20 protein-coding genes and 1 pseudogene are annotated in these 24,329 nt (G+C 39.6%); 8 read left to right on the top strand and 13 right to left on the bottom strand.

Going from position 1 to position 24,329, the window contains the following annotated elements; translation table 11 throughout:
- Window positions 1-11 precede the first annotated feature (11 nt).
- Window positions 12-935: a glycosyltransferase family 32 protein gene (locus AC4CUZ_RS06500; protein ID WP_490747399.1), complete on the top strand. Its 924-nt coding sequence runs from the start codon at window positions 12-14 to the stop codon at window positions 933-935.
- A gap of 37 nt (window positions 936-972) precedes the next feature.
- Here the strand turns inward: AC4CUZ_RS06500 and AC4CUZ_RS06505 are convergent, their stop codons facing one another.
- Both AC4CUZ_RS06505 and AC4CUZ_RS06510 read right to left on the bottom strand, forming a co-directional pair.
- Window positions 973-1,902: a lipopolysaccharide biosynthesis protein gene (locus AC4CUZ_RS06505; protein WP_078425686.1), complete on the bottom strand. Its 930-nt coding sequence runs from the start codon at window positions 1,900-1,902 to the stop codon at window positions 973-975.
- Window positions 1,903-1,971: 69 nt separating this feature from the next.
- The gene (locus AC4CUZ_RS06510) at window positions 1,972-2,877 is read right to left on the bottom strand and encodes a glycosyl transferase (protein WP_348923013.1); all 906 of its coding nucleotides are present in this window, start codon (window positions 2,875-2,877) and stop codon (window positions 1,972-1,974) included.
- A gap of 621 nt (window positions 2,878-3,498) precedes the next feature.
- Here AC4CUZ_RS06510 and AC4CUZ_RS06515 point away from each other — a divergent pair.
- The 3 genes from AC4CUZ_RS06515 to AC4CUZ_RS06525 all read left to right on the top strand — a co-directional run bounded on the left by AC4CUZ_RS06515 (window position 3,499) and on the right by AC4CUZ_RS06525 (window position 7,121).
- Window positions 3,499-3,987 carry a glycosyltransferase family 25 protein gene (locus AC4CUZ_RS06515; RefSeq protein ID WP_227509232.1) on the top strand — a complete coding sequence of 163 codons (489 nt, stop codon included), beginning with the start codon at window positions 3,499-3,501 and terminating at the stop codon, window positions 3,985-3,987.
- Between the two features lie 114 nt (window positions 3,988-4,101).
- Entirely contained in the window at window positions 4,102-4,821 is a 720-nt protein-coding gene (locus AC4CUZ_RS06520; RefSeq protein ID WP_058870285.1) for a putative nucleotide-diphospho-sugar transferase, read from the top strand.
- 374 nt (window positions 4,822-5,195) lie between these two features.
- Window positions 5,196-7,121, top strand: coding sequence for an acyltransferase family protein (locus AC4CUZ_RS06525; RefSeq protein ID WP_490747400.1), 1,926 nt, complete (start codon window positions 5,196-5,198; stop codon window positions 7,119-7,121).
- Window positions 7,122-7,173: 52 nt separating this feature from the next.
- On the opposite strand, the gene AC4CUZ_RS06530 is transcribed toward AC4CUZ_RS06525, so the two are convergent.
- The 6 genes and pseudogenes from AC4CUZ_RS06530 to AC4CUZ_RS06555 form a co-directional block, all read right to left on the bottom strand.
- Window positions 7,174-7,395, bottom strand: a complete 222-nt coding sequence (locus tag AC4CUZ_RS06530) for a hypothetical protein (RefSeq protein WP_010327507.1) — start codon at window positions 7,393-7,395, stop codon at window positions 7,174-7,176.
- A gap of 151 nt (window positions 7,396-7,546) precedes the next feature.
- Window positions 7,547-8,431 (bottom strand): lysophospholipid acyltransferase family protein, encoded by an 885-nt coding sequence (locus AC4CUZ_RS06535; RefSeq protein WP_490747401.1) that lies wholly within the window; start codon window positions 8,429-8,431, stop codon window positions 7,547-7,549.
- Between the two features lie 259 nt (window positions 8,432-8,690).
- Window positions 8,691-9,164: pseudogene (locus AC4CUZ_RS06540) on the bottom strand (IS630 family transposase); the annotation flags it as partial.
- Window positions 9,165-9,181: 17 nt separating this feature from the next.
- Window positions 9,182-9,529, bottom strand: a complete 348-nt coding sequence (locus AC4CUZ_RS06545) for an IS630 transposase-related protein (protein ID WP_039890557.1) — start codon at window positions 9,527-9,529, stop codon at window positions 9,182-9,184.
- 110 nt (window positions 9,530-9,639) lie between these two features.
- On the bottom strand, window positions 9,640-11,424 hold the full coding sequence (gene aspS / locus AC4CUZ_RS06550; RefSeq protein ID WP_490747402.1) for an aspartate--tRNA ligase: 1,785 nt from the start codon (window positions 11,422-11,424) through the stop codon (window positions 9,640-9,642).
- Window positions 11,425-11,575: 151 nt separating this feature from the next.
- Window positions 11,576-12,340: a DUF4184 family protein gene (locus AC4CUZ_RS06555; RefSeq protein ID WP_348924106.1), complete on the bottom strand. Its 765-nt coding sequence runs from the start codon at window positions 12,338-12,340 to the stop codon at window positions 11,576-11,578.
- A gap of 138 nt (window positions 12,341-12,478) precedes the next feature.
- On the opposite strand from AC4CUZ_RS06555, the gene znuD reads away from it, so the two are divergent.
- The 3 genes from znuD (at window position 12,479) to AC4CUZ_RS06570 (ending at window position 17,558) form a co-directional block, all read left to right on the top strand.
- Window positions 12,479-14,554 (top strand): zinc piracy TonB-dependent receptor ZnuD, encoded by a 2,076-nt coding sequence (gene znuD, locus AC4CUZ_RS06560; RefSeq protein ID WP_490747403.1) that lies wholly within the window; start codon window positions 12,479-12,481, stop codon window positions 14,552-14,554.
- A 184-nt stretch (window positions 14,555-14,738) separates the two neighbouring features.
- Window positions 14,739-16,025, top strand: coding sequence for a transposase (locus AC4CUZ_RS06565; RefSeq protein WP_490747404.1), 1,287 nt, complete (start codon window positions 14,739-14,741; stop codon window positions 16,023-16,025).
- A 69-nt stretch (window positions 16,026-16,094) separates the two neighbouring features.
- Entirely contained in the window at window positions 16,095-17,558 is a 1,464-nt protein-coding gene (locus tag AC4CUZ_RS06570; protein ID WP_078425691.1) for a phospholipase D family protein, read from the top strand.
- A 118-nt stretch (window positions 17,559-17,676) separates the two neighbouring features.
- Here AC4CUZ_RS06570 and AC4CUZ_RS06575 read toward each other — a convergent pair whose 3' ends face one another.
- Entirely contained in the window at window positions 17,677-18,129 is a 453-nt protein-coding gene (locus tag AC4CUZ_RS06575; RefSeq protein ID WP_490747405.1) for a hypothetical protein, read from the bottom strand.
- A gap of 288 nt (window positions 18,130-18,417) precedes the next feature.
- Here AC4CUZ_RS06575 and AC4CUZ_RS06580 point away from each other — a divergent pair, with 288 nt between their 5' ends.
- On the top strand, window positions 18,418-18,873 hold the full coding sequence (locus AC4CUZ_RS06580) for an RcnB family protein (protein WP_419272361.1): 456 nt from the start codon (window positions 18,418-18,420) through the stop codon (window positions 18,871-18,873).
- Window positions 18,874-18,944: 71 nt separating this feature from the next.
- Here AC4CUZ_RS06580 and AC4CUZ_RS06585 read toward each other — a convergent pair whose 3' ends face one another.
- The 4 genes from AC4CUZ_RS06585 to AC4CUZ_RS06600 all read right to left on the bottom strand — a co-directional run bounded on the left by AC4CUZ_RS06585 (window position 18,945) and on the right by AC4CUZ_RS06600 (window position 24,287).
- Window positions 18,945-19,442, bottom strand: a complete 498-nt coding sequence (locus AC4CUZ_RS06585) for a phosphate-starvation-inducible protein PsiE (RefSeq protein ID WP_428870928.1) — start codon at window positions 19,440-19,442, stop codon at window positions 18,945-18,947.
- 140 nt (window positions 19,443-19,582) lie between these two features.
- Complete coding sequence (locus AC4CUZ_RS06590) at window positions 19,583-21,364, bottom strand: acyl-CoA dehydrogenase C-terminal domain-containing protein (RefSeq protein WP_004983588.1); 1,782 nt, start codon at window positions 21,362-21,364, stop codon at window positions 19,583-19,585.
- Between the two features lie 197 nt (window positions 21,365-21,561).
- Window positions 21,562-23,364, bottom strand: a complete 1,803-nt coding sequence (locus tag AC4CUZ_RS06595; protein ID WP_004983590.1) for an acyl-CoA dehydrogenase C-terminal domain-containing protein — start codon at window positions 23,362-23,364, stop codon at window positions 21,562-21,564.
- Between the two features lie 305 nt (window positions 23,365-23,669).
- Window positions 23,670-24,287, bottom strand: a complete 618-nt coding sequence (locus AC4CUZ_RS06600) for a hypothetical protein (RefSeq protein ID WP_490747406.1) — start codon at window positions 24,285-24,287, stop codon at window positions 23,670-23,672.
- Between the last annotated feature and the right edge of the window lie 42 nt (window positions 24,288-24,329).

The raw sequence follows: 24,329 nt of genomic DNA on the forward strand, positions 1-24,329 counted from the left end.
GATCGACTAAAATGAAAATTTTTAAAAAGTTATTTTATATTTTAAAGTTTTATACACTGCTTAATTTAAAACAACGAAATAAATGTGATGCCATAGATAACTATGCAGATCAGATTGTTTTACAGGCTAAGCTAGAGAATCAAGGCATTCAATTACCTAAAAAGATATGGATCTATTGGGAAGGGAATATGCCAGCTTTGGTTCAGCATTGTATTGATCGTATTGAGAAATTACATCCTGACTATACCATGAATTTATTAAATCCAAAGAATGTTGCGGATTTTATAAGTTTTGATTTAACTTCACCTATTTTGCAGAAGGCAACATCTCAACAACGTGCAGACTTAATTCGGTTCGACCTAATTTATCATTATGGTGGAATTTGGTTGGATGCGAGTATTATTATTTATAAAAAATTAGATTGGATTGAAAAGCTCATCCAGCAAACACAAACGCAAAGTTTTGCCTATTATCGGAAAAAAAATACCATATTAGCTGATTATCCAGTAATCGAAAACTGGTTGCTGGCTAGCGTAGCACACAATCCATTTTATCAATTATGGTTTAAGGAACTCTTTAGCGCTATTGAAATCGGGCCAAAACAATATATTCAATATATTCAATCTAACTATGATAATTCTCAAGATTATTTCCAGCATATAGGTCGCTTAGAATACCTCGTGGCTTATGTTGCATGTCAGAAAGTGATGCGTGATATATCGCCGAGTATGGTTTTAATCAATTGTGATGAGAATGCATTTTTCTATCAAGTGAAGAATAAATGGGTCAAGGAAAAGACCCTAATTGATCTGGCTATTTGTGAGGCTCCAGATGAGTATCCGAATCTCATAAAACTTGCAGGGAAAGAGCGTCAGATATTGGATAAGCATTTTGCGCGAGGGCAATATTTCAAGCACTCACTTTTGGATTTTTAGTCAGCACTCGAAAAAATAGCCTTGAATCGGGTGTATTTTATTGGAATTTAAATAAGTCCTTTGCATTTACTTTTGGAAATGCTTCCACAGCACTATGTTCAGAAAGGTTATATACGGTAATTCCTTGAGCCTTAAAAAACTGTGCCGCTAAGTCGAAAGCTGGTAATGTGAAATCTAATGATCTGTCTAAAAGCGTTGGTTGTTTATTTTCAGCACTCTCATAGAAACGGGGCTGGGAAAAATTATTCATGTCTAACCCAGCTAAGTAAATCTCTTGATAGCGGAGTGAGTGAATAATCTGTAGTGCAACGTAGGCTACAGTAAAATAATCAAAGATCGCGGTATATATTTGAGTTGAAAAACCCAATTGATTGTTGGTATAGAAATAACTTTTTTGCATGTCGACCGCTTTTTTAGGCTGTAAGATTGGTTCAATTTCACCGCGAGTAATAGGTTCTACGACTCTAATGTTACATTGGATATCCTGAAATAAAACTTTTCTTAAAATCTGGTCTAAACAACGTGGTGTAGTGTAAAACGTACAATTGCTATTGAGGACTTTCAACACCAAATCAAAACGGCTCTCAACGAAATTATGGTCAATAATGACATAATGCTTAAACGCAACATTAGGCATCGAAATTGCGCCATTTAATCCAATATAATCTATGTCGGAGCGGGTAAAAGCTTCGGGAGGGATCCGTTGTACTGATGGCCCAGTTGCAATCATCATGCATGGTTTATTTTCTGTACAAATAGCTTGCGTATTATCGACGACCAACTTCTGTTTGAAAAAAAGTTTTTGTAAGCCATTTTCAGTATCACGTTCAACCTGATAATACGGCCAAAAACGGCGATTATGTTTGTATTGATTTGAATGACTTAATTTATAAACGACTTTATAAATGCTTCTAAAACACAAGTTTGAAAAAAATAATTGTAAGGTCTGTAGCTTTTTAGGAATCATAAACAAGTCATTCAGGTTGAACGTTTTAAAAAATTGGCTAAGTTGTGACTAAAGCAGTCACTTTAAGTTTTAGTCATCTAGTCTAAATTTGTTGCTATTGAGTTTAGACTTTAATTTATTGAGCTTTTGAGTGAACCAAGATTCTTTCTGCCCTGGACGTGTAATTTTATTGCCGTGATAGTTGGCTTGAGTTGCTTTGGTAAAAGCACCAAAAGGTTCAATCATATATTGTTCTGGTTTGTATCCAGCAGTTAGTGCTTCGTCATAATATTGATCAAAAAGTGCTATTAGATCTGCCCTAGGGTGAGGCATTATTTCACCATCAAACCAGTGCTTTTGGCCTGTTGCTTCAAGACGAGATAATGAATACATATGACTGAACTGCGTGCCCATATCTGAGTAATGTAGAATTTTGATTTGTTCAATCGACATTCCTTCGCCATCAATATTATTGTAAGAATCTTGATAAGGTTGTACGAGATTTGGTTTTTCTTTTAGAAGGCGCATTAAATTCTTATGTGCATCTGGATTGGATTGAATGTCTTTCAATGCTGGAAGATATTGTTTGGCTTTTTCACAATCCCATACACAAGTACATAGACGCGCTGAGCTTTTGCCGCCCTTAGCGATAACAATGGCATCGTCTTGCATTGGATGAGACCAAAGTTCTGCAATATCACAAAGTACAATGACGTCGGCATCCATGTAAATTGCGCGGCCTTCGAAGTTACACGATTCAGGAATGGCCCAACGGAAACCAGAAAAAGGAGTAGCCCATTTTTCAGTACGCCATCCCTCACCAGTCTCCTGATTGGTATACCAAGGGCTGTTTGTGTCATGACTCAGTTGCATCCAAGTAATATTCACAGGATGCGAAGTGTGCTTACGAAGACTATATTCAAGAACCATCATTTGTTCTAAGTCACAATTATTGGGATCACAACCTACAAATACTTGAATTACTTCATTATTCATCTTGATAACACTTTTCATAAATTATAAAAATTAATGCAATTAAAAGAGAATCGTTATCTTCGATAAACTGCATACCCATGTTTAAATTACTATTGTAATTATAGTACTTTAACTTTTCTAGTGTATTGAAGATCCTTATTTTTTTCACTATTAAAATCATATACTTAGGAGTGTAGGTTGTGAGATGAGATAAGACGCGTTTGAAAGTAAGATAGGGTAATTGGTAGTTCAAGATTGTATGAATCTTGGGCGAAATGCTGTACACTAATTGATTACGCTCATATGAATCCTTTTTAGTTGTACAATCGTTCAGTCACAATTATGCAAAACTTTGTTATTAGTCTGGCTTCCGAGAATGAACATATTACATCGGAATTTAGTAAGTAAGGAATAGTATTCAGTTTTTTTTAATGCAATTACTCCTGATTTAATTGATCGGGTAGCAAAAGATTTATTTTTAGATATCGGTAGCTTAGACTTAAAGCTTAGTGAAATTGGTTGTTTATTAAGCTATGTTGTACTGTGGTAAAAAGCAGTGATGACAATCTAGACTTCATTGGTATATTTGAAGATGATATTCATTTAGGACAACAGGCGGCAACTATTTCTAGCTAGAACCGAGTGTCGGTTCCAAAAGATAGTCATATCATAAAAGTAGAAGCATTTTATCCCAAAGTAAGTGCTTCTATTTATTCAAAGCGTATCCTGTCATCTACTCGAAAATTGGTTGCTTTGAAATCAAAGAATATGGGGACAGGGGGCTATATTTTGTCAAATCAGGGTGCTCGTGCATTATTGGCTTTTATTAAAGAATATAATAAGTTAATTCCAATCGATCATATTATGTTTAAAGACTATCTAGTGAGTGGTGAACATAAGGTTTATCAAATGTTACCAGCGCTTTCTGTCCAAGATTTTATCTTAATGAGAGGCAAAACCAGTCTACCTAGTTATTTAGCACAAGAGCGTAAATTAAGAAAAGTAAATATTTCTAAAGTTGAGGAAAGGTTAACGCTTAAAGGTAAGTTTACAAAAGAGTTTAGGCGGTTTTTAGCTCAACTGATACGCTTTAGGAAGGTGGAATATATTGTTAAAATTAAATTCAGATAGTATTGCTGGCTATCTGAATTTATGTAATTTGGTTATTTTGAACTTCCTATTCGTTGACGAAGCCCCAATGACTATTTAAGATTATTCTTTATTATTTATATATATAGGGCTTTCATGCTAACAATTTTTGGATTTCATACGGATGATAGTCTTTATACGAAACATGCCAAAATTTTAGAATGTTCTGCAATAAAATTTGGAATAAAATTTCATTTTGAAAGCCTACCTCAAGATGAATGGCAGAGAATTATTGCATTAAAGCCTTCTTTTATTGCTGAATTTCATAGAAAATTAAAAGAGCCAGTTCTTTATATTGATGTTGATGCAATTATTCTGGAGGATATTAAACCGTATTTTAATTCTATTACTGAAGATATTGCAATTCATTTTATTAATGGTAATCGATTATTAAGTGGGACAATGTTCATCAATAATACGCCTAATGCATACCTTCTTATGGATGAGTGGGAGAAAAGGATGTTGGCTGAACCTGATGTGTGGGATCAAATTATTCTTCAGAAGTTGATACTTGAGTGGGTAGAAGAAAAGAAAATTACATTGAAAAATCTTCCTCCTGAGTATACTTTCATTTTTGATACCTCTCGAAAAGCATATGGAGACTCTGTAAAGCCTGCTATTGAGCACTTACAGGCCAGTCGTGATAAGCGTTGGGTTCAAAAATATCAGCGTAGGAATGCTTTTTACCGCTGGTTTATGCGTTCAACAAATTTAGCTAAAAGTACACGGAAAATTTTGACTCGACATGCTGTTGTTAATGCTCGTACGAAACAATTGGGGATCAATATACAGTTAGAACTTCAGGATTTAATATAGATATTTATTATTTATATAATTTTTTATTTTTGTGTTCATTTTTATGAATCTTTCCCATAAAAGTGAAGAGAATGTAAGTGACAAAACTTTATGTGCTAGCCATACATAAAGTTTGATTTAGGAAAAACCTACTTTTATCGAATGATTTGCATAATGTTGAACAAGGACTGAACCACATGAAATGCAGTATTCTTGAGTGAGGTTATGATTTTGCTATTATCTGCATAAAGATGCTAGGTGTGTTTCGATATAGATTGCCTTACATCTTTTATAGAAGGTACTTGTTTCTTAGTGATCGCAATAATATTCTTGAATCACATCTCTCCTCTTTGCTGAGAAAATTCAGCATTCTGTAATTGAATAAGTTGCTATAAATGAACTTTAGATACGATATAAATGGACTTCGTGCAATTGCAGTTCTTGCAGTTGTACTTTTCCACTTCAAGCCACAATGGTTACCTGGTGGATTTGCTGGAGTTGATGTTTTTTTTGTCATTTCAGGCTTTTTAATGACCTCCATTATTTTTAATGGTGTAGAGAAAGACTCTTTTAACTTATTCAAATTCTACAATGCTCGCGCTAATCGTATTATTCCAGTACTTGCCGCAGTATCCACAGTATTAATTGTTTTTGGTTGGTTCTACTTACTACCTACAGATTACAGTGATCTGGGCAAACAGATTGAAAAAAGCGCTTTATTCATCTCAAACCTTTTATTTGCGGAAGGTGGTGGGTATTTCGATACAGCAGAACATACTAAATGGTTGCTACATACTTGGTCACTTTCTGTAGAATGGCAATTCTATATTTTTTTCCCAATTATCATTATTACACTGAAGAAATATTTAAATTTCACTAATCTTAAGCGTGCTGTAATTAGTTTATTTATAGCAAGTTTTATCTTTAGTATGTATGCAACATACAAAGACAGTAAAACAGCTTACTTTTTACTAACCAGCCGTGCTTGGGAGATGTTATTTGGTGGATTAGCATTCCTCTACCCTTGGTCATTAAAGAATAAATTACAACAAATCAGCACACAGTGCTTCGGACTAATCTTAATAGGCACTTCGTATTTTTTGATTTCAAAAGATACACCGTGGCCAGGCTATATGGCATTGATTCCAGTATTGGGAGCCTATCTTATTATTGTAAGCAATTACCAGAACAATTTATTGATTAGCAATCCTATTTTTAGTTACATTGGGAAATGGTCATATTCAATATATGTCTGGCATTGGCCATTGGCTGTCTTTGGATTCTATTTTGTGCTTCCTGATTGGTGGATGTATGGAATACCACTTTCAATTTTACTCGGGTGTTTAAGTTATCAACTTATTGAAAAAATCAATTTCCCTAGATATTCTTCATGGAGAGAAATTTATAAAATTACGCCTTTATATATTTTTCTAATTATTTTAGCTTGTGGATATATTATTAAAGAAACTGATGGGATGAAATTCCATTATTCAGATAAAGTACTAAGTATACTTTCTGAGGTTGAAGATATGAATCCATATGATTGTAATGAAAATATTCAAACCTCAAATATTTGCAAAATTGGAAATGATAAAAAAATAAAGGCCATTGTGATCGGTGATAGCCATGCGACAGCGCTCAGCACCTCTGTATCAGCCAGTTTAAACCTTAATCACGAAGGTATATTGTTCATAACAAATGATGCATGCCCACTTTTACTTGATGCTCAATTTCGCAGTCATCAAAATAAATGTGCTGAGATTAATCAAAAACGCTTTAATTTCATCAACTCAAAAAAGTTTGAAAATGTTCCTATCATTCTAATTGCAAGATTTCCCTTATATATTGATGGAGAGACAGATCCATCTAGACGTAGGGTGGAAGATGAAAAACCTGCAATTTACTTTAATAATGATCTAGAGATGCCTAGATTAAAAGTTTTTGAGATTTTTTCATTGAAATTAGAAGAGACGTTCTGCCAAATAACAAAAACAAACCCGCTATATATTGTGCAACCTATCCCAGAAATGCCGAATCATGTCCCCAAAATGTTAGCTAGAAACCAGCTTCTTGGAACTAAATTTGTAACTTCTGTCCCATATATAGGTTATATGCAGAGATCTAGAAAATTTAGAGATGCCATTAACTTCAGTGCTCAACGATGCAATGCAAAGGTTCTAGATCCTGCCAAAATCTTATGTAAAAATGGAGAGTGCATCAGTCAATTTGATGGAAGACCCATATATCGAGATGGTGATCATTTAAGTGAGTATGGTAATAAACTGTTAACGCCAATTTTTAAAGAAATTTTGAATAAATAAATTTTGTAAATTCCCTTTAAAAAGTAAGTATTTATTTACTTTTTAAAGGGCCCTAATTAGGTTTATCTGCATTTCCCTTTAAGACCATATAAATTAAGCCGACAAAAATGACAAAAGCACCCGCAAGGCTACTTACGCAGAAAAAGACAATGCGGTCATAAGTGGTTAAATTAAATAATTGATTGTCTAAAATATAGCGCATGAAAAACCACTGTACGATTGCAAAAACAATTAGCACAATACCACGACGACGGACTTCAGGACGCATAGCCATTTGGTTGCTCACAACTTATCTAAAACAGTGCGCTATTATGCCACTGCTGAGAATTGATCTCAAATGAATAAAAGTATTCTATTCAGGCCGTTAGGAAATAGTATAAATTATTCTTTCAAAATTCTTGAAATCACGTGCTGGTTTGTGGAGCCTACTTAGGAGGCTTTATCCGATAAGCATTGATATTGCCATAACAATTTCGAAAACGTTTATAGGACCAAATATACTGTTCAGGTGCTTGGTTAATCATGTCTTGCATGGCAAGATTTAAACTGTCTACAGATAGCTGTAGATCTGTTGATAAAATATTTTGAGATAACTCTGTACAGTACACATCAAAACCCGCTGCGTCAGCATTATGAATACAACTTAATCCAATCACATTGCATTGTGTTTTAGCCGCCATTTTAGAGACCAGTGTTGTGGACAAAGTATTCTGCTGGAAAAAATATGAATAAATACCGCCACTAGGTTTTGGTAGATGATCCGGTAAAATCACCGTCAGCCCACCTTGTTTTAAGTGTCTGAAGATACTGCGGATACCCGTTTCATCAGTAGGAACAAGGGTTGCATTAAACTTTTGCCGTGCAGCTAAAATATAGCGGTTAATCCCTTTGATTTTATAGGGTTTATACATAATCATGGGTTGCGTATAGACATTTAACCATGCATTTAATAACTCCCAACAGCCAAAATGCGGAATAACCACAATTACGCCTTTTTTATTGGCTAAAGCCTCTGTTAGAACAGATTCTCCGTGAATATTTTTGAGTAAATCTAGGTTGTATTGTGGTGGCATTCCCCAGCATTTTAAAAATTCAATATAGGTCTGACATTGGCTTTGAATGCTGAGATGAACACGTTTCTGAAGTGCTATTGGGTCGAGCTCAGGGTAGGCCAACTGCAGATTAATGGTGGTGATACGCTTGATTGAAGAGTCACTATAATAAAGCAGGTGCGCAATTCCGCGTGCGATGTATTGTAAAAAGGACAATGGAAAAAGTGAGATGATTTTAAGTAGATAATAAATAGCCATATTTTGACTCAGAAATCTTTTTAAAAGATGAGATGAGAGAAAATTTTGCAAAGAGACTTAAAAATCTAAGATAAATAAAATCAAAAAAAGATGAGCGTCTTAAGAACAAAATAAATGAATAAATCAATAGAGTGATTCAGTGCCAGAACTGCTGCAATAAAATATAGACTATCGTGAATCACTGTAAGGGGGATAGATCAAAAGTTCAAAAGAAATTTTGGAAAATTTGAAGCGAAAATAATATCTATAGTCAAACCGCTTAATTACCCATACACTCGTTAAAGAAACGACTAAAAAGCTTATCTATTGAGTTAACCAACCATTTTTTCCTTTTTGCTTTCACCCATGCCCACATTTTTTCAATAGGATTAAGGTCAGGACTATAAGGTGGTAACCAAAGTATTTGATGCCCATGTTGGCTTAATAGATCTTGTATATCTGGTCGTTTATGGAAGGCTGCATTGTCCATGACAATTACACTATTCGAGGGTAGTTCTGGTAATAAAAACTGATCTACCCAAAAATAAAATACATCCGAATTTACTTTGCTATCAAATAAACCCACTGCAAATAACTTACCCTCATGGATTGCTCCTATTGCATTGGTTTGATTTTTTAATTGCCAATTATATGTTCCATAACAAGGAGTTCCCTGTTTTGAATAACCATGAGGTCTATGTTCATGAGATTTAAATCCACTTTCATCAAGATAGATGATCGGGTGTTGATACCTTAATCGGTTTAAATCTTTTAAATACTGCTCTCTGAGTTCTGTTTTTGCTTTCGGGTGCCGTAAGGTCTTTTTTTAACTGTAATATTTAGACGCTTGAGCGCATCTCCAATTGTAGAAGTAGCACAACCAAAACGAGCAGCGCGTTCATATTGATAATCATCAGGATATTGCTCAACATCTGCACGTAAGGCATCATCATCAACTTTAGATGGTTTTCTTGGTCGAGTTCTTTTTATTTCGATTCGCTTTTTCCATTCGACAATTGTATTTTTATTAATTTCGAAGTGCTGAGCAACCGCTCGGATAGATTGACCTTCTTCAAGCTTGGCTAATATTTTTTTTCTAAAATGTATTGGATAACTCATATCAGTATTGTATTGGTTTTTTGACGTGTTGACTATATGGAATGGTTGGTCTTGTCTTGAATGAAAGAAACCCTGCGCATGGCAGGGTTTCTTTAATCAAAATCTAAAGATTATTTGGTTTCTTCAGCTTTTGGTTTTTCACGTAAGCGAATACCTAAATCACGTAGTTGATTTGATTCAACTGGTGCAGGTGCTTGCGTTAATGGACATTCAGCAGTTTTCGTTTTCGGAAATGCAATCACATCACGAATAGAAGCACCACCCGTCATGAGCATGACTAAACGGTCTAGACCGAATGCTAAACCACCATGCGGAGGAGCACCGTAACGTAATGCGTTGAGTAAGAAGCTGAATTTCTCTTCGGCTTCTTCTTCACCAATACCTAATGCTTCAAAAATTGCTTTTTGCATTTCTAGGTTATGAATACGTAGTGAACCACCACCAATTTCAGTACCGTTTAACACCATGTCATAAGCCACAGAAAGCGCAGCACCTGGGTTATTTTTCACATCTTCAACGCTTGATTTAGGCAGTGTGAATGGGTGGTGAACAGAGGTCCATTTGCCATCATCTGTTTCTTCAAACATTGGGAAGTCAACCACCCAAAGCGGTGCCCACTCGCAAGTTGACATTTTCAAGTCATGACCAACTTTAATACGTAAAGCACCCATGGCATCGTTCACAACTTTAGCTTTGTCTGCACCAAAGAACACGATATCGCCATTTTCTGCGCCAACACGTTTCAAGAGATCAAGTACGATTGGCTCGATGAATTTCACGATTGGAGACTGTAAGCCTTCGATGCCTTTTTCAAGCTCGTTTACTTTGATGTACGCTAAACCTTTTGCACCGTAGATGCCGACAAATTTCGTGTATTCATCAATTTGGCTACGTGGTAGTGAACCTGCACCCGGAACACGTAATGCAACGATACGGCCTTTAGGATCTTTCGCTGGACCTGCGAATACTTTGAATTCAACTTCTTGCATCAGGTCTGCGACGTCAACCAATTTCAAAGGAATACGTAAGTCTGGTTTGTCCGATGCATAGTCACGCATAGCATCTGTATAGGTCATGCGCGGGAATTTATCGAATTGAACATCAAGAAGTTCTTTGAACATCTTAACCGTCAACGTTTCCATTAAATCCATGATGTCATCGTCACTCATGAACGATGTTTCAACGTCGATTTGGGTGAATTCAGGTTGACGGTCTGCACGTAAGTCTTCATCACGGAAACATTTTGCGATTTGGTAGTAACGATCAATACCACCCACCATCAACAATTGTTTGAATAATTGTGGTGATTGTGGAAGTGCATAGAAGCTACCATTTGAAACACGGCTTGGCACTAAGTAGTCACGTGCACCTTCAGGCGTTGCACGGGTTAAAATCGGAGTTTCAACGTCCAAGAAACCATTGTCTTCAAAATAGTTACGAATTAGGTTGGTTAGCTTAGAACGGAAACGTAAACGATCTAACATTTCAGGACGACGGATGTCCAAGAAACGGTATTTCAAACGAATTTCTTCAGAAATATTGGTGTTGTCATCATTCAATGGGAACGGCGGAGTTTCTGATGCAGCAAGAACTTCGATTTCTTTACCTAAAACTTCGATTTGACCGCTCACCATATTGGCATTTTCTGTGCCTGCATAGCGACGACGTACACGACCTGTAATTTTTAATACGAATTCTGAACGTACTTTGTCTGCAGTTGTAAATGCTTCAGGAGTGTCTGGGTCAATAACTACTTGCACAAGACCATCACGGTCACGCATATCAAGGAAGATGACACCACCGTGGTCACGGCGACGGTGTACCCAACCGCAGAGGGTTACTGTTTCATCAATTTGAGCTTCGGTTAAAGAACCGCAGTAATGAGTTCGCATCATGGCGTTAAAAATCCAACTATATGGCTAAAGGTAGCGAATACGTAAACAGCGTACCGCCAGAAATAAAGGTAGGATTATGCCTCTTTGGGCATTGACTCTCAAGGTATAGCTTAAAAAAGGCATGAAATAGCATTTAAGCGTTGGTCTAAATTCAGCCTAAACGATAGTCTCGATCTAAAAATAAAAACAGAATGCAGCCAAAGATTAGAATTAGCAAAGCGACTTGGCTAAACTCATTAATACTTCGCCCCGTAAAATAATACAGGTCTGACTGCCAAACATGCGTGGGAATATAACGTGCATAGTCCCAGACACTGACTAAACCGCCCAAAAGGCTGAGTATAAACAGTCCAATCGCATAGCGTTTGATTTTTAAACTCACTGGAAAATGTTGCTGATAGGTTTGGTAATAGCACCAACCCATCCATGCTAACAAGGGCAGAGCCAGTGCCGATGTGCCAATTTGTAAAATGCGATGTAGCGGATAATAGTGCCCTAACAAAGAGATCTTCTGGCTTAAAAACTCATGTCCGAACAAAGTTCGGTGATCAACATGGGTGAGTCCGTCCCATAACAGATGCGTAGCCGTGCCGAGCAATATTGCGAGAATAACGGCCACAGAAAATTTAAAAAAACGCAGCATACTGCTCAGCCTTAACTCATGCTGAATACCTAAAAAACGATAAAAACAGGGCCGCAATAGCGCGTACCACAAAACACAAAAACTGAGTCCAATCCAAAGATCGGGGTGAATCAGTGAAGTCCAGTAGTGGGTAGTATTTGAATTGGCTTGTGTAAACAGTCGATAAAGATCGGGGGTCATACTGCCAATGGCAATGGCAGCAATCGGTAAACGGTCACCACTGAGTTTGGCTAAAGGGGGCGCGAGAACGGCATGTGAAATGGTAAAGGGCATTGATCTGTTGGCGTTGGCATCGACTTAGATGGATAGGGAAGTTTATCTTTTTTCTGCGATTGGAATGTTTTTTATTGCAATGAGTTTGAAATGTTATACTATAACAATATTCAAAAATTGTACGCTTGAGTGAGTTCCATGGCTTTCCATAAAAATTTGATAACGCTCTCTATTTTGGCGGTGGTCGCACCTGCCGTTTTTGCAGATGACACAACAACACAACAACTTGAAACGTTGACCAGCCAAGCACATCCACTCGTTCAGACCGCTGCTGATTTTGCGGTGGCTGATCAGGTTGTCGAGCAAAAAAGCTTAAAAGAACGTGCACCGACCATTGGGGATGCTTTGGCCGATGAGCTAGGCGTATATTCAAATCAATATGGTTCAGGTTCAAGTCGACCCGTGATTCGTGGTCAAGATGGCCCACGCGTGAAAGTCTTACAACATGCTTCAGAAACTGCTGATGTCTCGACTTTATCGCCAGACCATGCCGTGACGGTCGATCCGATTTTGGCCAAGCAAATTGAAATCATCCGTGGCCCTTCAACCCTGTTATACAGTGCAGGCACCGTGGGCGGTTTGGTCAATGTCACCGATCAAAAAATTCCAACCAGCATGCCTGAAAAAGGTCTAGAAGGTACGGCGGGATTACGCTACAACTCTGGCAGTGATGAAAAGTTGGCCAGTGCTGGGGCGACGGTTGCTTTGGGCAGTCAGTTTGCTCTACGGGTTGAAGGTTCAAAGCGTGAAGCGAATGACTATATTGCGCCGAACTATTTCCACGAGCATGAGGGTGAACTCGAAAAAGAACGTCGTGTTGGAAATACCTTTGCCAAAGGCGAAACTGTCAGCGTTGGTGGCTCATGGATTGGTGAGCGTGGTTTTGCGGGTATTGCCTATACCAACCGTCAAGATCAATACGGTTTACCTGGGCACAGCCATGAATATGAGAGCTGTCATCCACATGATGATCATTTGCACTGTGACGGGAGCGATAATCATGGACATACGGATGAACATGATCACTCAGGACACGACCATGCACATGACGAACATGAGACAGGGCCTTGGGTAGACTTAAAGTCGGAGCGTTATGACTTCCGTACAGAAATTTTAAATCCGATTGCAGGGTTTGAGAAGTTACGTGCCCATGCCAGTTATACCGACTACCAACATGATGAAATTGAAGGCGATAGTGTTGCAACCACCTTTAAAAGTAAAGGGTATGATGCGCGTCTAGAAATGGTGCATCAGCCGATTGCGGATTGGGAAGGTGTGGTTGGCGTACAGTACAATCAACAAAAATTAGATATCACGGGTGAAGAGTCGATTTTAGAACCGACCAAGACGCAAAAGTGGAGCGTATTTGGTTTAGAACATAAGCAGTGGAATGACTTCCATTTTGAGTTAGGGGCACGTGTCGATCAGCAGACGATTGATATTGAATCTGATCGAAAAGACTATGATGATTATGCCGTGTCCTATTCGGGTGCTGTGAATTGGATGTTTGCACCGAACTATAAACTGTCTTTGGTTGGATCACATCAAGAGCGTTTACCTTTGGCACAAGAGCTTTATGCCGATGGTAAGCATCTTGCAACCAATACCTATGAGCGTGGCAATGAAAATCTCGATGTCGAAAAGTCCAATAATCTAGAATTAGGTTTCCATTACGATACGGATAAAATTGATTATCACGTTCATGTTTACCACAACTGGTATGACAACTACATTTATGCTCAAACCGCAGACCGTTACGAAAACTTCCGTCTAGTAGACTACACCCAAGACAAAGCGCGTTTTTATGGGACGGAAGCAGAAGCGTCTTATGCCATCAATGATGTGTATAAAATGAGTGTTTTTGGTGACTATGTACGTGGCAAAATTGACAATGACAATGCTCCACGGGTGCCTGCTGGCCGTTTAGGAACAAAAGTGAATGCTAACTTTAGTGACACATGGTCAGGAACGGCAGAGTACTACCATGTGTTTGAGCAAGATCAAATTGCAAGCTATGAGACTGAAACCGAGGGCTATAACATGGTGAATTTGGGCTTGGCGTATAATGGTCAGTATATGCAGGGTAATGATTATCGCGTGTATTTCAAAGCCAATAACCTCTTAGATGAGACGGTTTATTCGCATACTTCTTTCTTATCGACCCTTCCACAAGTGGGGCGTAACTTCACAATTGGACTGGACTTTAGTTTCTAAGGTGCTATTTCAAGCTTCACCCCAACTTTTTCCGTAAAGAGGAGGTGCTCCCTCTCTTTTAAGGCATAGGTATCTACACAATTTCCGAGCTTTGCGTTAAATTGAAGAGCATGCTCTTCAATTTAACATCTCTGGTCTGGATCAGCGTCTTGTCAAACGTTATAACAGCCTTGTAAAACTCAATATGAATCCTCTTGCTTCACTTGCTCCCGCAATCAAAGACCTGGCCTCTACCCAAAAGTCGAGTTTCTCAACTACACAGGCTGTTTGGCGATTCCTGAATAATAATAAAATCTCTTTTAGTCAATTAAACCAGCCGATTAAGCTTCTTGCATGCGAACAGATCAAGACATCACCGCATCAGTATGCATTAATCGTTCATGACTGGTCTCAACTGCAGTATGTGAAGCACAGTCATAAGGTTCGGCGTCTTCAAAGAACAGAGGCGAATTCAGGCTATGAATTGCAAAGCAGTTTACTTGTCGATGCGTCATCAGGGCTCCCAATTGCGCCATTAGCTCAGACGCTAACAGATGCATCCGGCTGTTATTCCACATTCAGTGAACAATACAGCGAGCGCAAGTCCCATTTGGACTCACTCGCAGAACAAATCAAAACGATTGAACAGTATCCGATTGAGAAAACAAAAGTCCATATCATTGACCGTGAAGGAGACTCGATTGCCCACTTGAGGGAAATCAGCAGCCATGGTTTCAAATGGTTGATTCGGGCCAAAGAAAGCCATCGGATTGAGCATCAAGGGGAAACCTACAAAGTTGCAGAAGTCGCAGAAAAAGTAGTAACTCAGCAAGTTAAGCCGATTGCTTATAAAGGAAACAGGCATATGCTGCATGTTGGAGAAACCGATATTCGGATAACGCGTGCAGCAAAACCGAAGAGAAAAGATGATTTAGGCCAACGGGTTGCTCCCCAGCCAGGCAAGGCAGTTACAGCCAGATTAATTGTTGCTGTGGTGAAAGATGCTCAAGGTAAAACAGTCGCGAGATGGTCGCTGATCAGCAATGTTTCTTCAGAGATTGATGCGGTAGAATTAACCACCTGGTATTACTGGCGCTGGACAATTGAGTGCTATTTCAAGCTTCTGAAGCAGGCAGGCCATGACGTTGAATCATGGCTTCAGACCACACCTGCAGCGATTTTAAGACGGCTCCTGATCAGCAGTATGGCGTGTGTACTGACTTGGCGAATACAGCGTTCTGAAGATGAACAAAATCAGAAAATTCGTATATTTCTGGCCCGTCTTTCAGGCCGACAGCAGAAGAGAGGTAAGTTGGAAAGTGCACCTGCAATATTGGCAGGACTTTCGATTTTACTGAACACTCTTCAACTGCTCTCAGAATATTCAATAGATGAACTGAATGAAATCGCAACAATTGCATTAGGTACATCAAGATGTGTAGATACCTATGCTTTTAAGGAGAGGGTTAGGGAGAGGCTACCAAAACATTGACAACAGAAATCCTCTTGAAAAATCAAACAATAAAACCTAGTCTGAGTATATTGGATTAGGTTTTTTGTTATGCGTATCTTTCGAAAATTACATCAGAAGCTCAACTGGACATCGACCCGTTATGTCGGTGTCGTGGTGGGTTTATTGGCTCTGACTTATTTAATCTCCGCAGTTTACCATAGCGTTAAACCACTGCCTGATGGGCTGGACTATACGGGCAAGTTACGTCATGCCGATGTCAAATTTATTGCAGATCAAACCTACATCGATGCACAAGGCAAGCAGCAACAAGATCATCATATTTTCAATGCAGTGTTTAAACTGATTGAAGATGCACAAACCACGATTGTGTTGGATATGTTCTTGTTTAATGATGAAGTGGGGACATCTCAAGCATCACAACGGGCGTTGACTCGTCAGCTCACCGATGCGTTGATTGTCAAGCGAAGCTTGCATCCGAATATTGAAATCAAAGTCATTACTGACCCGATTAACTCGGTATATGGTGGGCTATTACCTGAGCATTACCGTAAGTTACGTCAGGCAGGCGTGGATGTAATTGAAACCGATTTACGTCCGCTCCGCGCATCGAATCCCATTTGGTCTGGTTTTTGGTATATCTGTTGTCAAAACGCAGGCAATAATCCCGACGGCGGTTGGTTAAGAAACCCGTTTGGGGATGAAAAAATTACTTTACGTAGTTATTTAAACTTATTTAACTTTAAAGCCAATCACCGCAAAACTTTGGTGGTCGATACCGCCGAAGGTTGGAAAACCTTGGTCACATCGGCGAATCCACATGATGGCAGTTCGCGACATTCCAATGTAGCCCTGTTGGTGACAGGCAATACCGCAATTGATGTATTGAAAACCGAGCAAACTGTGGCACATATGTCTCAGGGCGATGTGCCGATGGTGATTTTGGGCGAAATTGCAGGAAATCCATCGCAGCCTCAAGTACAGGTACTGACTGAAAAAGCAATCCTAGATGCAACACTCAATATGTTGAATAGCGCAAAAGCCAATGATCAGATTGATTTGGCGATGTTCTATTTGTCTGAGCGTCAAATTATCAATGCTTTAAAAGATGCACAGAAGCGCGGCGTTAAACTTCGGATTTTACTCGACCCCAATAAAGATGCATTTGGTCGTCAAAAGAATGGAATTCCTAATCGTCAAGTTGCGTCTGAGCTTAACGATGCAGGTATTACAGTGCGGTGGTGTAATACTCAAGGAGAGCAGTGTCATAGCAAAATGATTTTAAAACGCCATGCGCAAGAAGCAGAGCTCATTTTAGGTTCAGCGAATTTTACCGCACGGAATTTGAAGAATTATAACTTAGAGACCAATTTACGTGTGATCGGTCAGTCTAATGCAGCGGTGTTTACAGATGCACAGCAATATTTTGATGGGGCATGGTCGAACTTAAATGGTCGTCAAATGAGTGTGGGCTATGAGCAATATAAAGATGAGTCAAAACTCAAATATGGGCTATACCGCTTTATGGAATGGAGTGGTTTGTCAACGTTTTAATTTCGAATTTTTTCCCATTTTTTGCCGTTTCATAAAAAGCGGCACTTCTCCTATATTGTGCAAGATGAAAAGTCCCTCTTTTTAAAGAGGGACTTAGGTAGATTTAATTTTTAAGATTTCACTGCACAGGATTTGGCGGGATGATTTGATCCAAATCTTTATCGGTCATCTTATCGAGTTCATGTAGATCTGTTTTGATTTTCCATTTTTCGGCATCTTCCACTGGGCTCGGTAGACGTGCTTCTAACCAGTCACAAATGACATCAGGTGGAAAGTCAGGATGGTTACACTGAATGACCCATGCCAAGAATTGCTTGGCTTCACCATTCATATATGGCGGCGGTGAAACAGGTAGAAACTGCGTCGGTAGGCGCTCATTTTTCGAAATATAGTTCAGTACATGTCCCAGCTCTTGTACCGTTTGCCATGCCAAAGGATGATCTACATCAATTTGAAACTTAAACCACCATGCACTTTTTCCATCTGTGCCATAAGCATCAATCAGATTTTTTTGAATACTGGGCACTTTTGCAAAATATTCATAGAGTCGATCAAAACTTAATTCAGCCACGATTGTTCATCCAATACATTTATAAACAAGGATTAAGTATAAACTGAAAACATATACGATTTTTTGCTTTTCAAAGAAATCCTGCTTCAAACCTTATAGTGGTGATAACGGCCAGTGATCTAAAATTGATAACTTGTACATTTTTTATCCATGAAATTGGTTTAAAATAATATAGTCAAACTACTTTATTATCCATACAGGATTCGAAAAAAACTCGAAATAATTCATCGACTTATTTGTATTAGTTTTATAATGATTTGACTATAATATTCACCTCAGTGGAAGAAGATGATGAAATATTTAAAAATAATCTATGGAATAAGTTTACTCAGCTTGTTTCCTGCACTGAGTTTTGCTCAACCCACGACGCGTTATTATGGAAAACCGCTGACTTCACAAACCCAGCGTTTCCCAACCTATGCTGGGCCGTATCAAGGTGCAATGCCTAGACCTACATCGCCGCCTCAAATTGAACCCCCTCATCACAGACCGCCTCCGCACCATCCACCACATGGCAGATATCCGATGCGACCCGGTGTGAGTATTATTTACCGAGCGCCCAGCTATTCAACCTATAGTCAGGAAACCAATAGCTATGTGTATGGGGATGGTGATTCCAGTATTGAAAGCCGTGATTATGTGTTGATTACCGATTGGCGACGTTTGGAATTGCCAGACCCACCTGAAGGTATGCACTGGATCTATGAAAATGGACGCTACGCTTTAGAAGCGGATTCAAAATAAATGAATCTTTGCTTGATACAGAAAACCCTCCGTTGTTTAGACTGAGGGTTTTTTTAGTGGTCAATAAAGAATTAAGCGAGTTCATCATCTTGTGGGCGTGGTGTTTTCCCTTCAGGTAAAGGCTTGTCGGCATGTTTATCTCGAATTACTGAAGGATAATTCCACGATGCATAACGCACCACCAAAATTGCAATCGCCATAATTAAAATTGAACCCGTAATAATCACCAAATCCATATCCGCTTTGTGGTCATGCTGGATATCGGAAATTAAAAGTCGGGTGAGCGCAGTGATGGCGATATAAATTAAAAAGCGGACAGGCATGTGGTTGGTTTTGAAATAGATACCAACCATTGCACCCAGTTCGAGGTAAATGAATAACAGTAAAATATCATCAATTGAGGCATATTGTTTAATGGTCAGGATCTCATAAACGGTATGTCCTGCCGACCAAATCACCATACAGCCAATAATAAATAAAGCCACATAGTGAAAGCTTTCTACTGCAGTATTGCCCAGTTTATCGAGGAGGTTTTCTATTTTCTCTATTTTAGGGTCACGGTTAGTCATGGCTGCCTCCTGATATGTTGATGGTGGTTTATTGCATCATAAGCAAATTTCATGCACATGACGTATAAAAGCAAAAATAAAGCTGAGCCATAAAAAACGCCTGACGAAGCAGGCGTTTTTTTTATTCAGTGTTTAAGCGATTAAGCTTGGCTGGTGAAGTAGTCTTCAGAGAAGTTCATGATGACTTCTGCGCCTGCTTTTACTTTTGCAATACGTAAGTCGATTTCAGGCAAAATACGTTGAGCGAAATAAGCTGCAAGTGCCAGTTTGTTTTGATAGAAGTCGCCATCTTTAGCTTTTGCAGCATTGGCAATTCTTGCAAACATATAGGCAAAGCTGAGTAGGCCGACTGCATGTAAGTAATCTACTGCTGCTGCATTCGGGAACTCTGCACTTTCAGCAGCACGTTCAAGGATATACTTAGTCACTTCTTCCACTTCAGTTGCTGCATCGAGTGTTGCATCTTTAATGAAGTTTAGGTCAGCGTCTAAGCTGTTAGCAAAGTCACGGATTTCAGTAATGTAGTCTGCGATGAATGCACCACCACATTTAATGGTTTTACGACCGATTAAATCTTGAGACTGAACGCCGTTGGTGCCTTCATAGATTTGTGCAATACGTAAGTCACGTACACATTGCTCCATGCCCCATTCACGAATATAACCATGACCACCGAAGACCATTTGTGCATCTAAAGTTGCTTGGAATGCAGTGTCGGTTAAATATGCTTTTGCAATTGGGGTTAACAAGGCAACACGGTCATTGGCTGCTTTCACCGCTTCAGGGTCTGTTGAGAACTTGGTGATATCCAGTTGTTGACCGACATATACTGCAAAGGCACGAGATGCTTCATTATTGGCACGTGCATTAAGCAACATACGACGCACATCACCATGCACAAGAATGCTGTCTGCAGGTTTAGCAGGCGATTGAACACCAGAAGCGCTACGACCTTGTAGACGGTCTGTTGCGTACTGTGCAGCATTTTGGTAAGCAAATTCAGATGCGCCTAAACCTTGAATACCCATCGACAAACGTTCGTAGTTCATCATCACGAACATAGCCGCAAGGCCTTCATTTTCTTTACCGACCAAGTAACCTTTGGCACCATCAAAGTTCATTACACAAGTCGCAGACGCTTTGATCCCCATTTTGTGTTCAATTGAACCTGGACCTGCTGCATTACGCTCGCCCACAGAACCATCTGCATTCACCAAGAATTTAGGTACGATGAAGAGTGAAATACCACGGGAACCCGCAGGTGCATCTGGTGTTTTCGCTAGAACCAAGTGAATGATGTTTTCAGCTAAATCGTGGTCACCACCAGTAATAAAGATTTTGGTCCCTGTAATGTTATAGGTGCCGTCTTCGTTACGTTCAGCTTTAGTTTTGATAATGCCTAAATCTGTACCTGCATGAGGCTCAGTTAAACACATGGTCCCAGACCATTCGCCTGAGTAAATTTTAGGTAAATAGGTTTCTTTTTGTTCTTGCGATGCGTAGCTGTTCAGCGCCATACCTGCACCGACAGAAAGAAGCGGGTAGAGCATGAATGATGGGTTAGTTGCGAACAGCATTTCATCTGCTAGAACTGTCAGCATTTTTGGCATGCCTTGACCGCCCCATTCTTCATCAGCCGCTAAGCCAATCCAGCCGCCTTCAGCATATTGCTTAAACGCTTCTTTAAAACCAGCAGGTGTAGTCACTGCTCCATTGCTAAATGTTGCACCTTCTTCATCACCTGTACGGTTTAAAGGCAGGGTTACGTTCTGCGCAAATTTAGCCATTTCCTCGAGGATCGCTTCAGCCGTCGCACTGTCTACATGAGCTAGATTTTCATTAGACTGCCAGAACTGATCTGCATTGAAAACGTCATTGAGGATAAACTTCATATCCGCAAGTGGGGCATTATAAATTGGCATGTTCGTTCACCTGTTTATTGTTTGAATCTCTGTAGACTTAGGACAGCTTAATTAACAACGCAGAGTGTTGTTAAATGACCCAAGCGAAATAACGCTCTATTTATAAAGAAAAAGGACCGCCAAAGCTATGACTGTCCTTTTTCATTTCTGTACTCAAGAGTACAACTATTTCGAATATCGAATTAGTTATTAATTACTTAGAATGCAAAGTGCTCTGCATCTAATGCGAGTAATGGTTCTACGCCACCAGCAATCACATCAACGTGTGAGCGAACACGTGGAAGAATCTTCTTGAAGTAGAAACGAGCTGTCGTTACTTTCGCATTATAGAAGTCAACGTCAGTTGTACCTGCAGCCAATGTTTCTTGAGCCACAAGTGCCATACGTGCCCATAGGTAAGCAAGCGTTACATAACCAGAGAAGTATAGGTAATCGACCGCAGCTGCACCCACTTCATCTGGGTTTTGCATTGCTTTCATACCAATTTGCATGGTTAAGTCGCCCCACTCTTTGTTTAGAGCAGCAAGAGGTTCAACAAACTCTTTCATTGCAGCATTGTCTTTGTTTGCTTCAACAAATTTGTGAATAATCTTAGTGAAGTCTTTCAACATTGCACCTTGAGTACCCAAAACTTTACGACCTAACAAGTCAAGCGCTTGGATTTCAGTTGTCCCTTCGTATAAACACGCAATACGTGTATCACGAACGATTTGTTCCATACCATGCTCTGAAATAAAGCCGTGACCACCAAACACTTGAACGCCGTGTTTTGCAGATTCAGAACCCGTTTCAGTCAAGAATGCTTTTGCAATTGGAGTAAGCAGTGACAAGATGTTGTCAGAAGATTTACGCTCTTCTTCCGTCGCACCTTGCTCAACCACGTCCGCATGTAGAGACAATAAGTAAACCAGTGCACGACCACCTTCAGCAAATGCTTTTTGAGTTAACAGCATGTTACGAACAGCAGGGTGAACAATAATTGGATCGGCTTCTTTTTCTGGTGCTTTAGGACCTGTTAAAGAACGCATTGCTAAACGGTCTTTCGCATATGTTAATGCACCTTGGAATGCGCCTTCAGATGCTGCAAGACCTTGTACAGCCGTACCAATACGTGCAGTGTTCATGAAGGTGAACATGCAGTTTAAGCCACGGTTTTCAGGGCCAATCAAGAAACCTTTTGCATTGTCAAAGTTGATTACGCAAGTAGAGTTACCATGGATCCCCATTTTGTGTTCGATAGAACCACAACGCACCGCGTTACGCTCACCCACAGTACCGTCTGCGTTTAAGTTGAACTTCGGTACGATGAATAAAGAAATACCTTTGGTGCCTTTAGGTGCGCCAGGAAGACGAGCAAGTACAATGTGAACAATGTTCTCAGCCATGTCATGTTCACCCGCTGAGATAAAGATTTTCTCACCAGTGATTGCATAGCTACCGTCAGCTTGTGGCTCAGCTTTAGTACGGATAATACCCAAGTCAGAACCTGCATGAGATTCTGTCAAGCACATCGTACCTGTCCAAACACCTGAAACAAGGTTTGGTAAGTAAGCATCTTTTTGTTCAGCTGAACCGTGATGTTCTAAAGTACGAACTGCACCATGAGAAAGACCTGGGTACATACCCCATGCCCAGTTTGCAGTACCGACCATTTCTGAAATCACGTTACCCAAAGAAACAGGTAATGCTTGACCGCCATATTGCTCTTCAGCAGAAAGAGACGGGAAGCCAAGTTCGATATATTTTTGATACGCTTCTTTAAAGCCAGTTGGAGTTGTAACAACGCCATCATTCCAAGTACAACCTTCGCGGTCGCCGCTTTGGTTGATTGGAGACAATTCGTTTTCACAGAAATCTGCAGCAGCTTCTAAATATTGGTCAACCAATTCACGGCTTACGGTTTCCTGAAATGCAGGCAATTTAGAATAGTGTTCTTCTGCATTCAATAGCTCATGCAGTACGAATTGCATATCACGTAAGGGCGCTTTGTATTGTGGCATATCGGTTTCCTCAATACTGGTTTAACCAGCTTATAATCCTAATAAACATAAAAACGTGTCTTCTTTGACACGGATTGGAATAACTTAATCGTGCAACATCTTCTAATTTGGTACAAGCGGTTCAGGTGCTTTTCTTGGTGACTGTAAAGTCAAATAAATATTATTCAAAATCGCTAAGTGCACTGAGTGTAAACAGTTTTGCTGCTTTTGGCATGACATAAATAGTCAAAAAGCGTAAAAAGTTATGTCCAATAAAAAAGGCGCAATTTGCGCCTTTTTGATCTATTTATACTTTTTAGAGTGGTTTAAGCAGCCTTATTGGGTGCTGAAACAGGAGCTTTAGGTTGGAAGTGAACGATACATTTGCCATCTACTGTTTGTGTGCCAACTTTTAACTGCACGGCTTTACCATCGGTTTGACCTTGGCAGGCTTTGGTCGCAGCTTGTTGGCGCGCTTGACGTTCAGCTAAATGTTGATCGTATTGCTGGGTTAACTCAGCACGTTTCGCATCGGTTAGTGGTTCGCCGCGTTGCATATGCATACCACGGAATTCACCACGATCGGCTTGATCGCCACGCATTGGGCGATGTTCACCACGTTTCATTTCATCACGGTTAGGTTTAAATGAAATCGCACATGTACCTTCTAGTGTTTGCTCACCTGCTTTGACTTGGACTGCTGAACCCACCGCTTTGCCATCGCAGGCTTTTTTAATGTCTTGCATGACTTGTTTACGTTCAGTACGCATTTTTTCAAATTGTTCGCGTTGTTCAGGTGTCATGTGACGGTCTTTCTGATAATGACCATGCATATGTTGCGACTGCTCCATATCTTTTGGTGCTTGGGTAGATTGACAGGCTGTCAACGCACCTACAAATAAAACGCTGGCAGTGGCTAAAGCAATTTTTGTCATCTTATTCATTCTACAACTCCCCCATACAAGAGCATGTCATTTTGGATGATT

Source organism: Acinetobacter sp. 789_lipA (assembly GCF_058242845.1).

What these genes read in the sequence shown, in the direction of transcription:
- AC4CUZ_RS06500 (WP_490747399.1), top strand. Translation starts at nt 12, where the DNA reads ATGAAAATTTTTAAAAAGTTATTTTATATTTTAAAGTTTTATACACTG.
- AC4CUZ_RS06505 (WP_078425686.1), bottom strand. Translation starts at nt 1,902, where the DNA reads ATGATTCCTAAAAAGCTACAGACCTTACAATTATTTTTTTCAAACTTG.
- AC4CUZ_RS06510 (WP_348923013.1), bottom strand. Translation starts at nt 2,877, where the DNA reads ATGAATAATGAAGTAATTCAAGTATTTGTAGGTTGTGATCCCAATAAT.
- AC4CUZ_RS06520 (WP_058870285.1), top strand. Translation starts at nt 4,102, where the DNA reads ATGCTAACAATTTTTGGATTTCATACGGATGATAGTCTTTATACGAAA.
- AC4CUZ_RS06525 (WP_490747400.1), top strand. Translation starts at nt 5,196, where the DNA reads ATGAACTTTAGATACGATATAAATGGACTTCGTGCAATTGCAGTTCTT.
- AC4CUZ_RS06530 (WP_010327507.1), bottom strand. Translation starts at nt 7,395, where the DNA reads ATGGCTATGCGTCCTGAAGTCCGTCGTCGTGGTATTGTGCTAATTGTT.
- AC4CUZ_RS06535 (WP_490747401.1), bottom strand. Translation starts at nt 8,431, where the DNA reads ATGGCTATTTATTATCTACTTAAAATCATCTCACTTTTTCCATTGTCC.
- AC4CUZ_RS06545 (WP_039890557.1), bottom strand. Translation starts at nt 9,529, where the DNA reads ATGAGTTATCCAATACATTTTAGAAAAAAAATATTAGCCAAGCTTGAA.
- aspS (WP_490747402.1), bottom strand. Translation starts at nt 11,424, where the DNA reads ATGATGCGAACTCATTACTGCGGTTCTTTAACCGAAGCTCAAATTGAT.
- AC4CUZ_RS06555 (WP_348924106.1), bottom strand. Translation starts at nt 12,340, where the DNA reads ATGCCCTTTACCATTTCACATGCCGTTCTCGCGCCCCCTTTAGCCAAA.
- znuD (WP_490747403.1), top strand. Translation starts at nt 12,479, where the DNA reads ATGGCTTTCCATAAAAATTTGATAACGCTCTCTATTTTGGCGGTGGTC.
- AC4CUZ_RS06565 (WP_490747404.1), top strand. Translation starts at nt 14,739, where the DNA reads ATGAATCCTCTTGCTTCACTTGCTCCCGCAATCAAAGACCTGGCCTCT.
- AC4CUZ_RS06570 (WP_078425691.1), top strand. Translation starts at nt 16,095, where the DNA reads ATGCGTATCTTTCGAAAATTACATCAGAAGCTCAACTGGACATCGACC.
- AC4CUZ_RS06580 (WP_419272361.1), top strand. Translation starts at nt 18,418, where the DNA reads ATGATGAAATATTTAAAAATAATCTATGGAATAAGTTTACTCAGCTTG.
- AC4CUZ_RS06585 (WP_428870928.1), bottom strand. Translation starts at nt 19,442, where the DNA reads ATGACTAACCGTGACCCTAAAATAGAGAAAATAGAAAACCTCCTCGAT.
- AC4CUZ_RS06590 (WP_004983588.1), bottom strand. Translation starts at nt 21,364, where the DNA reads ATGCCAATTTATAATGCCCCACTTGCGGATATGAAGTTTATCCTCAAT.
- AC4CUZ_RS06595 (WP_004983590.1), bottom strand. Translation starts at nt 23,364, where the DNA reads ATGCCACAATACAAAGCGCCCTTACGTGATATGCAATTCGTACTGCAT.
- AC4CUZ_RS06600 (WP_490747406.1), bottom strand. Translation starts at nt 24,287, where the DNA reads ATGAATAAGATGACAAAAATTGCTTTAGCCACTGCCAGCGTTTTATTT.